Annotated in this window: 13 protein-coding genes; 12 read left to right on the plus strand and 1 reads right to left on the minus strand. The window is 68.4% G+C overall.

The window, feature by feature from the left end:
• Positions 1-19 precede the first annotated feature (19 nt).
• Positions 20-262: a hypothetical protein gene (locus FHU31_RS14130; RefSeq protein WP_167159192.1), complete on the plus strand. Its 243-nt coding sequence runs from the start codon at positions 20-22 to the stop codon at positions 260-262.
• Here FHU31_RS14130 and FHU31_RS14135 read toward each other — a convergent pair whose 3' ends face one another.
• On the minus strand, positions 263-1,933 hold the full coding sequence (locus FHU31_RS14135; protein ID WP_167159194.1) for an alpha-keto acid decarboxylase family protein: 1,671 nt from the start codon (positions 1,931-1,933) through the stop codon (positions 263-265).
• Between the two features lie 70 nt (positions 1,934-2,003).
• Between FHU31_RS14135 and FHU31_RS14140 the strand changes: the two genes are divergently transcribed.
• From FHU31_RS14140 to rpoZ, 11 genes are all read left to right on the plus strand, one after another.
• The gene (locus FHU31_RS14140; RefSeq protein WP_167161034.1) at positions 2,004-3,284 is read left to right on the plus strand and encodes an MFS transporter; all 1,281 of its coding nucleotides are present in this window, start codon (positions 2,004-2,006) and stop codon (positions 3,282-3,284) included.
• 68 nt (positions 3,285-3,352) lie between these two features.
• A complete protein-coding gene (gene pyrR / locus FHU31_RS14145; protein WP_167159195.1) occupies positions 3,353-3,934 on the plus strand; it encodes a bifunctional pyr operon transcriptional regulator/uracil phosphoribosyltransferase PyrR in 582 nt (193 codons plus the stop codon).
• A gap of 25 nt (positions 3,935-3,959) precedes the next feature.
• Positions 3,960-4,961 carry an aspartate carbamoyltransferase catalytic subunit gene (locus FHU31_RS14150; RefSeq protein WP_263988106.1) on the plus strand — a complete coding sequence of 334 codons (1,002 nt, stop codon included), beginning with the start codon at positions 3,960-3,962 and terminating at the stop codon, positions 4,959-4,961.
• The gene (locus FHU31_RS14155) at positions 4,958-6,244 is read left to right on the plus strand and encodes a dihydroorotase (RefSeq protein WP_167159199.1); all 1,287 of its coding nucleotides are present in this window, start codon (positions 4,958-4,960) and stop codon (positions 6,242-6,244) included. Before FHU31_RS14150 ends, FHU31_RS14155 begins: the two co-directional genes overlap by 4 nt.
• On the plus strand, positions 6,241-6,744 hold the full coding sequence (locus FHU31_RS14160) for a PH-like domain-containing protein (protein ID WP_167159201.1): 504 nt from the start codon (positions 6,241-6,243) through the stop codon (positions 6,742-6,744). The genes FHU31_RS14155 and FHU31_RS14160 overlap by 4 nt, the downstream gene beginning before the upstream one ends.
• Positions 6,720-7,862, plus strand: a complete 1,143-nt coding sequence (carA, locus tag FHU31_RS14165; RefSeq protein WP_167159203.1) for a glutamine-hydrolyzing carbamoyl-phosphate synthase small subunit — start codon at positions 6,720-6,722, stop codon at positions 7,860-7,862. Before FHU31_RS14160 ends, carA begins: the two co-directional genes overlap by 25 nt.
• Positions 7,862-11,203 carry a carbamoyl-phosphate synthase large subunit gene (gene carB, locus FHU31_RS14170; protein WP_167159205.1) on the plus strand — a complete coding sequence of 1,114 codons (3,342 nt, stop codon included), beginning with the start codon at positions 7,862-7,864 and terminating at the stop codon, positions 11,201-11,203. Before carA ends, carB begins: the two co-directional genes overlap by 1 nt.
• On the plus strand, positions 11,200-12,009 hold the full coding sequence (pyrF, locus tag FHU31_RS14175) for an orotidine-5'-phosphate decarboxylase (RefSeq protein WP_167159207.1): 810 nt from the start codon (positions 11,200-11,202) through the stop codon (positions 12,007-12,009). The genes carB and pyrF overlap by 4 nt, the downstream gene beginning before the upstream one ends.
• A 438-nt stretch (positions 12,010-12,447) precedes the next feature.
• Positions 12,448-12,765 carry an integration host factor, actinobacterial type gene (gene mihF / locus FHU31_RS14180; protein WP_011894593.1) on the plus strand — a complete coding sequence of 106 codons (318 nt, stop codon included), beginning with the start codon at positions 12,448-12,450 and terminating at the stop codon, positions 12,763-12,765.
• A 19-nt stretch (positions 12,766-12,784) separates the two neighbouring features.
• Complete coding sequence (gene gmk, locus FHU31_RS14185) at positions 12,785-13,363, plus strand: guanylate kinase (protein ID WP_167159209.1); 579 nt, start codon at positions 12,785-12,787, stop codon at positions 13,361-13,363.
• A 109-nt stretch (positions 13,364-13,472) separates the two neighbouring features.
• Positions 13,473-13,763 (plus strand): DNA-directed RNA polymerase subunit omega, encoded by a 291-nt coding sequence (gene rpoZ, locus FHU31_RS14190; protein WP_090358111.1) that lies wholly within the window; start codon positions 13,473-13,475, stop codon positions 13,761-13,763.
• Positions 13,764-13,772: the final 9 nt, after the last annotated feature.

A 13,772-nucleotide genomic window follows, 5' to 3' on the forward strand; every position in this document is an offset into this window, starting at 1 on the left:
CCGCCCACACAGTGGAGGCATGACCGGTCATATGAGCCCCCGGGAGCGTGCCCTGCGCACCCTGTCAGCGCCGTACTCACTGGGTTTGCGTTTGCGTGAGGCAGGGGTGGCCCCAGAGGTGATCTGCGACTACCTGGACGTGGAGCTGGACAATCTGGATTCTTTCTACCGGCTGGCCGATGCCAAACTCGCTGCGGCGGAGAGCCGGATCGCCGTCCCGATGTCGGCCAGGACACCACTGTCCGATCGCACCAACCGGTGATCAGTCGGCGGCGTTGGCGGCCGCCGCGGCCCGGGCCAGTTCGGCCAGCAGTGGCGGCACGTCATCGCGATCCAACACCACTTCGATGACGGCCATCCGGTCCCGGTGCTGCGCGGCCGCCGTCAGGGCGGCCTCCAACTCGCCCACGGTGTGGGCGCGCACCGCCAGCGCGTCGGGTACACCGAGCGCGGTGGGTAACTCCTGCCAGCGCCAGCCCACGATGTCGTTGTAGTACGCCTGCGGGCCGTGAATGGCCCGCTCCACGGTGTAGCCGTCGTTGTTGACGACGATGATCACCGGCGCGATGCCCTCGCGGGCCATCACCCCGATCTCCTGCACCGTCAGCTGGGCCGCCCCGTCGCCGATGAGCAGCACGATCCGGCGCTCGGGGTGCGCCAGCGCCGCTCCGAGCGCGGCCGGCAGGGTGTAGCCGATCGATCCCCACAACGGCTGTCCGATGAACGTCACCCCGGCCGGCAGCCGGTGCCCGGCCATTCCGTAGAACGAGGTGCCCTGGTCTGCCAGCACCACGTTGCCCGGGGTCAGGGCCTCGGACACCTTGTCCCACAGCACCTTCTGCGTGAGCGCGGTGTCTGGCGGCGGGGCCGCGGTGGGTGCCGGTACGACGGCGGCCGGCACCGCCGGCGAAGTGATACCCCGATCGGTGAGGATGCCCGTCAGGGCCTTCAACGCGGCGCCGATATCGATCGGGGCGTACACCTGCCCGGCGACCGTCGACTGCACCGCGCCCACGTCGATGGTGCGGGCCGGATCGATCTGCTGGGAGAAGAAGCCGCTGACCATATCGGTGAACTGCACGCCGGCGGTCACCAGCACGGGCGCGTCCTCGACGGCGCGGCGCACCGGTTCGGCGCTGGCCGCTCCGGCGTAGATGCCCAGATAGCTGGGGGAGCTCTCGTCGAGCAGGCTCTTGCCCCACATCAGCGTCGCGTACGGCACGGTGTCGGCGGCCAGCAGGCCGTCGAGCGCGTCAACCGCATTGAGCCGGTGCACCAGCAGATCGGCCAGCACCGTCACCTGATGGGTGCCGATGAGCCGGCGCGCCGCCTCGGTGAACAGCGCCAGGGCCCGCGGGCTGGTGCCGTTGCCGTAATGCGCCAGCGGTGCCGACGGCGGGTCGACGGGGAAGCGGGCCACATCGGTGGCCAGCAGCAGATACCCGGGGCGCTTGTGTTCGCGGACCTCCAGCAGTACCCGGTCGATCTCCCGGGTGGCCGTGGCCGGAATGAGATTGGCCTGGGCGCAAGTGATCTCGCGAGCCATCCGCAAGAAGTGCTCGAAATCGCCGTCGCCGAGCGAGTGATGCACCACGCGGCGGGCCCCCTGCGCGTCCTTGGACGGTGCACCCACGATGTGCACCACCGGAACGTGTTCGGCGTAGCTGCCGGCGACGGCGTTGGCCGCCGACAGCTCACCGACACCGAAGGTGGTGACCAGCGCCGAGATTCCGCGCAGTCGCCCGTACCCGTCGGCGGTGTAGCCGGCGTTGAGCTCATTGGCCCCGCCCACCCAGCGCACGGTGTCGTGCGCGAGCACGTGGTCGAGGAACTCAAGGTTGAAATCGCCTGGCACACCGAACACCTCGGTCACTCCGAGCTCGGCCAGCCGGTCCAGCAGATAGTCGCCCACGGTGTACTCGGTATCGGCCATCACCCGAGCCTACGCAGGAGGGCATACTGCCCGGGTGACGACTGCACACCAGGAGCCGGTGGCCGCCCCGATGAAGAAAGTGGCCTTCGCCAGCTTCGTCGGGACCGCCATCGAGTTCTACGATTTCTACCTCTACGGCACCGCCGCGGCGCTGGTGTTCCCGAAGATCTTCTTCCCCAACCTCAGCCCGACGATGGGCACCGTCTCGTCGCTGGCCACCTTCGCCGCGGCGTTCCTCTCCCGCCCGGTGGGTGCGGCGGTGTTCGGGCACTTCGGGGATCGGCTGGGCCGCAAGAAGACCCTGATCGCCACCCTGCTGATCATGGGGATCTCCACCTTCGCCGTCGGGCTGGTACCCGCGGCGGCCTCCATCGGTGTGCTGGCCCCGATCATCCTGCTCACGCTGCGGCTGTGCCAGGGTTTCGCCGTCGGCGGGGAATGGGCCGGATCGGCGCTGCTGTCCGCGGAATACGCCCCGGCCGACCAGCGTGGCAAGTACGGCATGTTCACCCAGCTCGGCGCGGGCGCCGGGCTGGCGGTGAGCAATCTGGTGTTCCTGCTCGCCAACGTCACCATCGGCGAGAAGAGCCCGGTGTTCCTGGAGTGGGGCTGGCGGGTGCCGTTCCTGTTCAGCGGGCTCCTGGTGATCGTCGCGCTCTATGTCCGGCTGAGCATCGACGAGACCCCGGTGTTCGCCGCCGAGAAAGAGAAACAACGAGGCGGCGTTGTGCAGGCGCCGCTGAAAGAGCTGCTGCGGACCCAGAGCACACAGGTGCTGCTGGCGGCGGGCTGCATGGTCGGCATCTTCACCATGAGTTTCCTGGGCGGCACCTATCTGCTGAACTACGCCGCCACCAAGATCGGGCATCCGCGCAGTCTGGTCCTCACCGTCGGGGTGCTGGCCGGGGTGGCGTTGATGGCCTTCACCGCCATCTCGGCAGTGCTGTGCGACCGGTACGGCCGCCGACGGATCATCCTGGCCGGCTTCCTCGTCGCGCTGCCGTGGGCATTCCTGGTGATGCCGATGATCGACACCGGCTCACCGTGGCTGTTCGCGCTGGCGATCGGCGGCATGTTCGCCATCTTCGGGACGTCCTACGGTCCCATCGCCTCGTTCCTGCCCGAGATCTTCGCCACACGGTACCGCTACACGGGTGCCGGGCTGGCCTTCAACCTGGCCGGCATCGTCGGTGGCGCGGTGCCGCCGCTGATCGCCGGGCTGCTGGTCAGCGCCTACGGTCCCTGGTCGGTGGGGGCGCTGATGGCGGCCTTCGTGGTGGTCAGCATCACCTCCACGGTGCTGTTGCCGGAGACGAAAGGCGCGGCGCTGGTCGACGACGCGGCCTGCTAAGCTCTCCGGCAGTTCGACGTCCTTTAACGATCCGTCCCGAGAGGCGGAGAAGGAGGTCCAGGTTCACTGTGGGCAATCCTGATGCCGCACACGCAGACCGGGAATTGATGTCCGCCGCTGATGTGAGCCGGACCATATCCCGCATCGCGCACCAGATCATCGAGAAGACCGCGCTCGACGCGGCGGACGCCCCGCGCGTCATCCTGCTCGGCATCCCCACCCGCGGGGTCATCCTGGCCCGCCGGATCGCCGAGAAGGTCAACGAGTTCGCCGGCGTGGAACTGGCTCACGGCGCGCTGGACATCACGCTCTATCGGGACGACCTGAACTCCAAACCGCCGCGCCCGCTGGAGGTCACCTCCATCCCGGTCGGCGGTATCGACGGCGCCCTGGTGATCCTGGTCGACGACGTGCTCTACTCCGGGCGCTCGGTGCGTTCTGCGTTGGACGCGCTGCGCGATATCGGCCGTCCCCGGGCGGTCCAGCTGGCCGTGCTGGTCGACCGTGGCCATCGGGAACTGCCCATCCGGGCCGACTACGTCGGAAAGAACGTCCCGACCTCCCGCAGCGAGAACGTCAAGGTTCGCCTGCAGGAGAACGACGGCTACGACGGCGTCAAGATCGCCCCGCAAGGGGGGCCCCTACGGTGATGAGCGCCCGCGCGAAGAACGGACGATTCTGGTGAGACATCTGCTTTCGGCTGCCGATCTGTCCCGGGACGAGGCGACCGCCATCCTCGACGACGCCGACCGGTTCCGGGAGGCGCTGCTGGGCCGTGAGGTGAAGAAGCTGCCGACGTTGCGCGGACGCACCGTCATCACCATGTTCTACGAGAACTCCACCCGCACCCGGGTCTCGTTCGAGGTGGCCGGTAAGTGGATGAGTGCCGATGTCATCAACGTCAGCGCCTCGGGTTCCTCGGTGTCCAAAGGTGAGTCGCTGCGCGACACTGCGCTGACCCTGCGCGCCGCGGGCGCCGACGCGTTGATCATCCGGCATCCGGCTTCCGGTGCGGCACAACAGCTCGCGGAGTGGACTCGGGAGGACGGTTCCTCGGGGGCAGGAGCGCAGCGACTCGGGGGAAATTCCGGGACCGGTCCGAGCGTCATCAATGCCGGCGACGGCACCCACCAGCACCCCACCCAGGCGTTGTTGGACGCGCTCACCATCCGGCAGCGGCTCGGTTCCATCGAGGGCAAGCGCGTGGTGATCGTCGGTGACATCCTGCACAGCCGGGTGGCCCGGTCCAATGTCGAACTGCTGGCCACCCTCGGTGCCGAGGTGGTCCTGGTCGCCCCGCCGACGCTGCTTCCGGTGGGCGTGACGGGCTGGCCGGTCAGCATCTCCCACGAACTGGACGCCGAACTGCCCGCCGCCGACGCGGTGCTGATGCTGCGGGTGCAGGCCGAACGGATGAACGGTGGGTTCTTCCCGTCCGCCCGGGAGTACTCGGTGCGTTACGGGCTGTCGGAGAAGCGGCTGGCCCGACTGTCCGAGGACGTCGTGGTGCTGCACCCCGGCCCGATGCTGCGCGGTATGGAGATCGCACACTCGGTGGCCGACGCCCCGCAATCGGCGGTGCTGCAACAGGTTTCCAACGGTGTGCATGTCCGGATGGCGGTGCTGTTCCACCTGCTGGTGGGGGCAGAATCCGACAAGGCGGGGGTGGTTTCATGACGGTTCTGATCAAGGGTGTGCGGCTCTACGGCGAGGGTGAGCCCGTCGACGTGCTGGTCGCCGGCGGACAGATCGCGAAGATCGGCGCAGGCTTGACGGCCGACGGCGCCGAGATCGTCGACGCCGCCGGACAGATCCTGCTGCCCGGTTTCGTGGACCTGCACACCCATCTGCGTGAACCGGGTCGCGAATACGCCGAGGACATCGAAACCGGTTCGGCCGCAGCCGCACTGGGCGGCTACACCGCAGTCTTCGCGATGGCCAACACCGATCCGGTCGCCGACAGCGCGGTGGTCACCGACCACGTGTGGCACCGCGGCCAGCAGGTCGGCCTGGTCGACGTGCACCCCGTCGGCGCGATCACCGTCGGGCTGGCGGGCAAACAGCTCACCGAGATGGGCCTGATGGCCGCCGGTGCCGGGCAGGTGCGGATGTTCTCCGACGACGGCATCTGCGTGGATGATCCGCTGGTGATGCGCCGGGCCCTGGAATACGCCAGCGGTCTGGGCGTGCTGATCGCCCAGCACGCCGAGGAGCCGCGGCTGACGGTGGGTGCGGTCGCCCATGAAGGTCCCCACGCCGCGAAGCTGGGCCTGGCGGGCTGGCCGCGCTCGGCCGAGGAGGCGATCGTCGCCCGCGACGCCATCCTGGCCCGCGACGCCGGCGCCCGGGTGCACATCTGCCACGCATCCACCGCGGGCACCGTCGAACTGCTGAAATGGGCCAAACAGCAAGGTATCTCGATCACCGCCGAGGTGACCCCGCATCACCTGCTGCTCGATGACGGGGTGCTGGCCGACTATGACGGCCGTAACCGGGTGAACCCGCCGCTGCGCGAGGCCAGCGATGTGGCCGCACTGCGGCAGGCGCTGGCCGACGGCGTCATCGACTGTGTGGCCACCGACCACGCACCGCATGCCGAACACGAGAAGTGCTGTGAGTTCTCGCACGCCCGCCCGGGCATGCTCGGGCTGCAGACCGCGCTGTCGGTCGTGGCGCAGACCATGGTCGAGCCGGGCCTGCTGACCTGGCGCGATGTCGCCCGGGTGATGAGCGAGGCGCCCGCGGCGATCGTCGGCCTGCCCGATCAGGGCCGCCCGCTGGAGGTCGGCGAGCCCGCCAACCTCACGGTCGTCGACCCCGACGCCACGTGGACGGTCAGCGGACCCGCGCTGGCCAGCCGCTCGGACAACACGCCGTACGAGTCGATGACGCTGCCCGCCACGGTGACGCTGACCCTGCTGCGCGGCAAGATCACCGCGCGGGACGGGGCTGTCTCTTGAACACTCCCACCTTGATGGCGTCACTGATCATGGCCGCGCTGCTCGCGGTGCTGATCGGTTTCCTGATCCGGCAGATGCTGCGCGGCTGGCTGCACCGCGCCCAGCGCCAGGCCGACCTGATCGGGGTGCTGCCGTCGCTGCCGGACACCGTGGGACCCGCGCTGATCGGGCCCACCAAGGGGCTCTACGTCGGCAGCACCCTGGTGCCGGACTGGAACGACCGGATCGCGGCAGGCATGCTCGGCTTCCGTGCCAAGGGTGCGCTGACCCGCTATCCCGAGGGAATCATGGTGCAGCGCAGCGGCACCGGGCCCATCTGGATCCCCGACGAGTCCATCGTGGCCATCCGCACGGAGCGGGCCATCACGGGCAAGGCGCTCACCCACGACGGGATCCTGGCGATCCGCTGGCGACTGCCGTCGGGTACCGAGATCGACACCGGCTTCCGGGCCGACGACCGCAACGAGAACCTGAAATGGGTCAAGGAGGACGCAGCGTGAGCAAAGCTCTGCTGGTACTGGAGGACGGCCGGGTGTTCACCGGCACGCCGTTCGGCGCGATCGGTGAGACGCTCGGCGAGGCGGTGTTCTCCACCGGGATGTCCGGTTATCAGGAGACGCTGACCGACCCGAGCTATCACCGACAGATCGTGGTGGCCACCGCCCCCCAGATCGGCAACACCGGCTGGAACGGCGAGGACGGCGAGAGCCGCGGCGACAAGATCTGGGTGGCCGGGTACGCCGTGCGCGACCCCTCGCCGCGGGCCTCCAACTGGCGCGCCACCGGCACCCTCGACGAGGAACTGGTGCGCCAGGGCATCGTCGGCATCGCCGGTATCGACACCCGCGCGGTGGTCCGGCATCTGCGCACCGCCGGTTCGATGAAGGCGGGCGTGTTCTCCGGTGACGCCTTGGCCGATACCGACACGCTGGTGGAGCGGGTGCGCAGCCAGCCCTCCATGCTCGGCGCCGATCTGGCCGGCGAGGTCAGCACCCAAACCCGTTATACGGTCGAACCCGTCGGGCAGCACCGCTTCACGGTCGCCGCCATCGACCTGGGTATCAAGACCAACACCCCGCGCAACTTCGCCCGCCGCGGAGTGCGCAGCCACGTGCTGCCGTCTGCGGTCAGCTTCGACGAGATCGCCGACCTGCGCCCGGACGGGGTGTTCCTGTCCAACGGGCCCGGCGACCCGGCCACCGCCGATCACATCGTCGAGGTCACCCGGGCTGTGCTCGGCGCCGGTATCCCGTTGTTCGGCATCTGTTTCGGCAACCAGATCCTGGGCCGGGCGCTGGGCCGCTCCACCTACAAGATGACCTTCGGTCACCGCGGCATCAACATCCCGGTGCTGGATCACGCGACCGGCCGGGTCGCGGTCACCGCCCAGAATCACGGGTTCGCGCTGGAGGGCGAAGCGGGCGAGGAGTTCGACACGCCGTTCGGCCGCGGCATCGTCAGCCACACCTGCGCCAACGACGGTGTCGTCGAAGGCATCAAACTCGTTGACGGCCGGGCGTTCTCGGTGCAGTACCACCCGGAGGCCGCCGCCGGGCCGCATGACGCGGAATACCTGTTCGACCAGTTCATCGACTTGATGGCTTCGGGGGAGAAGTAATGCCACGCCGTTCCGACCTCAACCACGTCCTGGTGATCGGGTCCGGCCCGATCGTCATCGGCCAGGCCTGTGAATTCGACTATTCGGGCACCCAGGCCTGCCGCGTGCTGCGCGCCGAAGGCCTGCAGGTCAGCCTGATCAACTCCAACCCGGCCACCATCATGACCGACCCGGAGTACGCGGATCACACGTATGTCGAGCCCATCACGGCGGCGTTCGTGGAGAAGATCTTCGCCCAGCAGGCCGAGCGCGGTAACAAGATCGACGCCGTGTTGGCCACCCTGGGTGGGCAGACCGCGCTGAACACCGCCGTGGCGCTGTACAACGAGGGCATCCTGGAGAAGTACGGCGTCGAGATGATCGGTGCCGACTTCGACGCCATCCAGCGTGGCGAGGACCGGCAGAAGTTCAAGGACATCGTCGCCAAGGTGGGCGGGGAGTCGGCGAAGTCCAAAGTGTGTTTCACCATGGACGAGGTCCGCGAGACCGTCGCCGAACTGGGTCTGCCCGTCGTCGTGCGGCCGTCCTTCACCATGGGTGGGCTGGGCTCCGGTATGGCGTATTCGGCCGAGGACGTCGAGCGGATGGCCGGCGACGGCCTGGCCGCCTCGCCGAGTGCGAACGTGCTCATCGAGGAATCCATCTACGGCTGGAAGGAATTCGAGCTCGAGCTGATGCGCGACCACCACGACAACGTGGTGGTGGTGTGCTCGATCGAGAACTTCGACCCGATGGGCGTGCACACCGGTGACTCGGTGACCGTCGCCCCGGCGATGACGCTGACCGACCGCGAATACCAGGTCATGCGTGACCTGGGAATCGCGATCCTGCGCGAGGTCGGCGTGGATACCGGCGGCTGTAACATCCAGTTCGCGATCAACCCGAAGGACGGCCGGCTCATCGTCATCGAGATGAACCCCCGGGTGTCGCGGTCGAGCGCGCTGGCGTCGAAGGCCACCGGATTCCCGATCGCCAAGATCGCCGCCAAGCTGGCCATCGGCTACACCCTGGACGAGATCGTCAACGACATCACCAAGGAAACCCCGGCCTGTTTCGAGCCGACCCTGGACTACGTCGTGGTGAAGGCCCCGCGGTTCGCGTTCGAGAAGTTCCCGGGCGCCGACCAGACGCTGACCACCACGATGAAATCGGTGGGCGAGGCGATGTCGCTGGGCCGCAACTTCATCGAGGCGCTCGGTAAGGTGATGCGGTCGCTGGAGACCAAGCGCGCCGGCTTCTGGACCGCGCCCGACCGCGACGCCACCCTGGACGAACTTCTGACCGATCTGCGGGTCGCGACCGACGGCCGGATCTACGTCATCGAACAGGCGCTGCGCCTGGGTGGCAGCGTCGAGCAGGTCGCCGAGGCCTCCGGGGTGGACCCCTGGTTCGTCGACCAGATCGCCACCCTGGTGGCGTTGCGCGCCGAATTGGTCGATGCGCCCGTGCTGGATGAGACGCTGCTGCGCCGGGCCAAGCACAGCGGCCTGTCCGACGGCCAGATCGCCGCGCTGCGGCCGGAACTGGCCGGCGAGACCGGGGTGCGCTCGCTGCGCGAACGCCTGGGCATCCACCCGGTGTACAAGACCGTCGACACCTGTGCCGCGGAGTTCGAGGCCCGTACGCCGTACCACTACAGCAGTTATGAGCTGGACCCCGCGGCCGAGACCGAGGTGGCCCCGCAGACGGAGAAGCCCAAGGTGCTGATCCTGGGCTCCGGGCCCAACCGGATCGGCCAGGGCATCGAATTCGACTACAGCTGCGTGCATGCCGCCACCACGCTCAGTGCGGCCGGTTTCGAGACCGTCATGGTCAACTGCAACCCCGAGACGGTGTCCACCGACTACGACACCGCCGACCGGCTGTACTTCGAACCGTTGACCTTCGAGGACGTCCTCGAGGTCTACTACGCCGAACAGGCCTCCGGCGCAGGCGGTCCCGGTGTGGTCGGCGTGATCGTGCAGCTGGGCGGGCAGACCCCGTTGGGGCTGGCCGAACGGCTGGAGCGCGCCGGGGTGCCGATCGTGGGCACCAGCCCCAAGGCCATCGACCTGGCCGAGGACCGCGGCGAATTCGGTGAGGTGCTCACCAAGGCCGGGCTGCCCGCACCGCGCTTCGGCACCGCCACCAGCTTCGACCAGGCCCGCCGGATCGCCGCCGATATCGGCTACCCGGTGCTGGTACGACCGTCCTACGTCCTCGGCGGCCGCGGGATGGAGATCGTCTACGACGAGGAGACCCTGCAGGGTTACATCGCCCGGGCCACCGAGCTGTCGCCCGAGCACCCGGTGCTGGTGGACCGGTTCCTGGAGGACGCCATCGAGATCGACGTCGACGCCCTGTGCGACGGCGCCGAGGTCTACATCGGTGGCGTGATGGAGCACATCGAAGAGGCCGGTATCCACTCCGGTGACTCGGCGTGCGCGCTGCCCCCGGTGACGCTGGGCCGCCAGGACATCGAGTCGGTACGCCGCGCCACCGAGGCGATCGCGCACGGGATCGGCGTCGTCGGGCTGCTCAACGTGCAGTACGCCCTCAAGGACGATGTGCTCTACGTCCTGGAGGCCAACCCGAGAGCGAGCCGTACCGTTCCCTTCGTCTCCAAGGCCACCGCCGTTCCGCTGGCCAAGGCGTGCGCACGGATCATGCTCGGTGCCACCATCGCCCAGCTGCGGGAGGAGGGGGTGCTGGCCGCCACCGGTGACGGTGCCACCGTGTCCCCGCACGCGCCGATCGCGGTGAAGGAGGCCGTGCTGCCGTTCCACCGGTTCCGCAAAGCCGACGGTTCGCAGGTGGACTCCCTGCTCGGGCCGGAGATGAAGTCCACCGGCGAGGTGATGGGTATCGACCGCGATTTCGGCACCGCGTTCGCCAAGAGCCAGACCGCCGCCTACGGTTCGCTGCCCGCCACCGGCACGGTGTTCGTGTCGGTGGCCAACCGGGACAAGCGCTCGCTGGTGTTCCCGGTCAAGCGACTGGCCGATCTCGGCTTCCGGGTGCTGGCCACCGAGGGCACCGCGGAGATGTTGCGCCGCAACGGGATTCCCTGCGAAGTGGTCCGCAAGAACTTCGAGGAGCCGGGGGAGGGGCGTCCCGCCCTGTCCGCGGTCGACGCGATCCGCGCCGGCCAGGTGGACATGGTGATCAACACCCCCTACGGCAATTCGGGACCGCGTATCGACGGCTACGAGATCCGGTCGGCGGCGGTGTCGGTGAACATCCCGTGCGTCACGACGGTGCAGGGCGCCTCGGCCGCCGTGCAGGGCATCGAGGCCGGCATCCGCGGTGATATCGGGGTGCGGTCGCTGCAGGAGCTGCACAGCCAGCTGGCCGAGAAATGAGCCCCTTCGGGGTGCGGCTGGCCGAGGCCGTCGCGGCGCGGGGCCCACTGTGCCCGGGCATCGATCCGCATCCCGAACTGCTCACCGCGTGGGGGTTACCCGTGAACGTGAGCGGCATCCGGGCGTTCAGTGACATCTGTGTCGAGGCGTTCGCGGGATTCGCCATCGTCAAACCGCAGGTCGCGTTCTTCGAGGCCTACGGCGCGGCGGGGTTCTCGGTGCTGGAGGACACCATCGCCGGACTGCAGGCCGCGGGAGTGCTGGTGCTCGCCGATGCCAAACGCGGTGACATCGGCTCCACCATGGCCGCCTATGCGCAGGCCTGGGCCGGCGACTCGCCGCTGGCGGCGGACGCGGTGACGGCGTCGCCGTATCTCGGGTTCGAGTCGCTGCGTCCCCTGCTGGACACCGCCGCGGCCCATGGCAGGGGCGTGTTCGTGCTCGCCGCGACCTCCAACCCGGAGGGGGCCGGCGTGCAGCGCGCGACCGTGGCCGGGCGCACCGTCGCGCAGTCCATCGTCGACGCCGCCGGTACCGAGAATCGGGTGACAGGCACCGGTTCGGTCGGGGTGGTGATCGGCGCAACGCTGACCGAGCTGCCCGACCTGACCGGGCTCGACGGCCCGGTGCTGGCGCCCGGGCTGGGGGCTCAGGGCGGCCGTCCGGAGGATCTCGGCAGGCTGGGTGCCAGGGTGCTGCCTGCGGTGTCGCGTGAGGTCCTGCGTGCGGGCCCGGACGTGGCGGCGGTGCGGGCGAGCGCGGAGCGGCTGCGCGACAGCGTGGCCCATCTGCGCTACTTGGCCTGACGCGGCGCCCGCGGACCGCCGGTAACGGTTCGGGCACCGGCCGATCGCGGCACGGTCACGGCGGCCGGAATCCCGTCGGACCGCTCCGACACGCCGACACGCCGTGACCAGCAAGAATTTCTTATCTGACCGCCAGAAACGCTGGACCGGCGACGGCGTCGCCCGACCCCGGTGAACAGGAAAAGGCCCACCCGTAACGCAATAAGCCCTGGATATGCAGGTAGATCGCCTGCAGTGACGGTGGTCGCACCGTTGCGGGAGGCAGCTGCGGCGAACGTCGGGATCAGCCCGCGCGCGCCCTACACGCTGGTCTTTTGGCCCCATCAGCCGGGGGTGGGGTTAGCTTTCGTCAGGATGCGTGGGTACGGTCGTCGTCGCTGGCTGGTTACGTAATCCAGCCGTGATGAAACAACAGATGGCGAGAGACGGAGGAACCCCGTGGCCCTTCCCCAGTTGACCGACGAACAGCGCGCGGCAGCGTTGGAGAAGGCTGCTGCCGCACGTCGAGCGCGAGCCGAGTTGAAAGACCGGCTCAAGCGCGGCGGCACCAACCTCAAGCAGGTGCTTACCGACGCCGAGACCGATGAGGTCTTGGGCAAGATGAAGGTCTCCGCGTTGCTGGAGGCTTTGCCGAAGGTGGGCAAGGTCAAGGCTCAGGAGATCATGACCGAGCTGGAGATCGCCCCGACGCGCCGCCTGCGCGGCCTCGGCGATCGTCAGCGCAAGGCCCTTCTGGAGAAGTTCGACTTCTCCTGAACACGGACCTGACGAACAAATGAAGAATGGTGGGGGGTCGGGCAGCGCCGCTGTCGTGGTGCTGTCCGGCCCATCCGCCGTCGGGAAGTCCACGGTGGTGCGCTGTCTGCGCGACCGGATTCCCGACCTGTATTTCAGTGTGTCGGTCACGACACGCGCGCCGCGACCCGGTGAGGTCGACGGTGTTGACTACCGCTTTGTCACGACCGAGCAGTTCCAGAATCTGATAGACGACGGCGAGCTGCTTGAGTGGGCCGAAATCCACGGCGGATTGCACCGCTCGGGGACACCCGCAGCACCCGTGCGTGAGGCCACCAAGGCTGGTGTGCCGGTGCTGATCGAGGTCGATCTGGCCGGTGCCCGTGCCGTGAAGGCCGCGATGCCCGAGGTCACCACCGTGTTCCTCGCGCCGCCCAGCTGGGAGGCGCTGGAGGAACGGCTGATCGGCCGGGGCACCGAGAGTCCCGAGGTGCAGGCCAGGCGGTTGGCCACGGCACGAGCCGAACTGGCCGCCCAGAAGGACTTCGATGTGGTGGTCGTCAACAGTCAATTGGAGTCGGCCTGCGCGGAATTGGTATCCTTGCTGGTGGCCCACTAACCGGACCGTGCCCAGACACGTTCCCAGGTCGTCACACAGACACCAACTGCATCTTCTCTAGCACTTAAATCTCAGGACTCAGTCCTGAAAACACTCCGGGAGAACCTTCGTGAGCACGCCTGTCGAGAACATCGACGCCGCCAATGCCTATGACACGCCGCTGGGCATCACCAACCCGCCCATCGATGAGCTGCTCGACCGCGCGTCGAGCAAGTACGCCCTGGTGATCTACGCAGCCAAGCGGGCCCGCCAGATCAACGACTACTACAACCAGCTCGGCGACGGCATCCTGGAGTACGTCGGCCCGCTGGTGGAGCCGGGTCTGCAGGAGAAGCCGCTGTCGATCGCCATGCGTGAGATCCACGGCGACCTGCTCGAGCACACCGAGGGCGGCGAGTAACTCACGGCG

It is taken from the genome of Mycolicibacterium fluoranthenivorans (assembly GCF_011758805.1).
GTDB lineage: Bacteria > Actinomycetota > Actinomycetes > Mycobacteriales > Mycobacteriaceae > Mycobacterium > Mycobacterium fluoranthenivorans.

Coding starts and splice junctions, on each gene's coding strand:
- FHU31_RS14155 (WP_167159199.1), top strand. CDS start 4,958: ATGACGGTTCTGATCAAGGGTGTGCGGCTCTACGGCGAGGGTGAGCCC.
- carA (WP_167159203.1), top strand. CDS start 6,720: ATGGGTCAAGGAGGACGCAGCGTGAGCAAAGCTCTGCTGGTACTGGAG.
- FHU31_RS14140 (WP_167161034.1), top strand. CDS start 2,004: ATGAAGAAAGTGGCCTTCGCCAGCTTCGTCGGGACCGCCATCGAGTTC.
- FHU31_RS14135 (WP_167159194.1), bottom strand. CDS start 1,933: ATGGCCGATACCGAGTACACCGTGGGCGACTATCTGCTGGACCGGCTG.
- pyrF (WP_167159207.1), top strand. CDS start 11,200: ATGAGCCCCTTCGGGGTGCGGCTGGCCGAGGCCGTCGCGGCGCGGGGC.
- carB (WP_167159205.1), top strand. CDS start 7,862: ATGCCACGCCGTTCCGACCTCAACCACGTCCTGGTGATCGGGTCCGGC.
- FHU31_RS14130 (WP_167159192.1), top strand. CDS start 20: ATGACCGGTCATATGAGCCCCCGGGAGCGTGCCCTGCGCACCCTGTCA.
- gmk (WP_167159209.1), top strand. CDS start 12,785: ATGAAGAATGGTGGGGGGTCGGGCAGCGCCGCTGTCGTGGTGCTGTCC.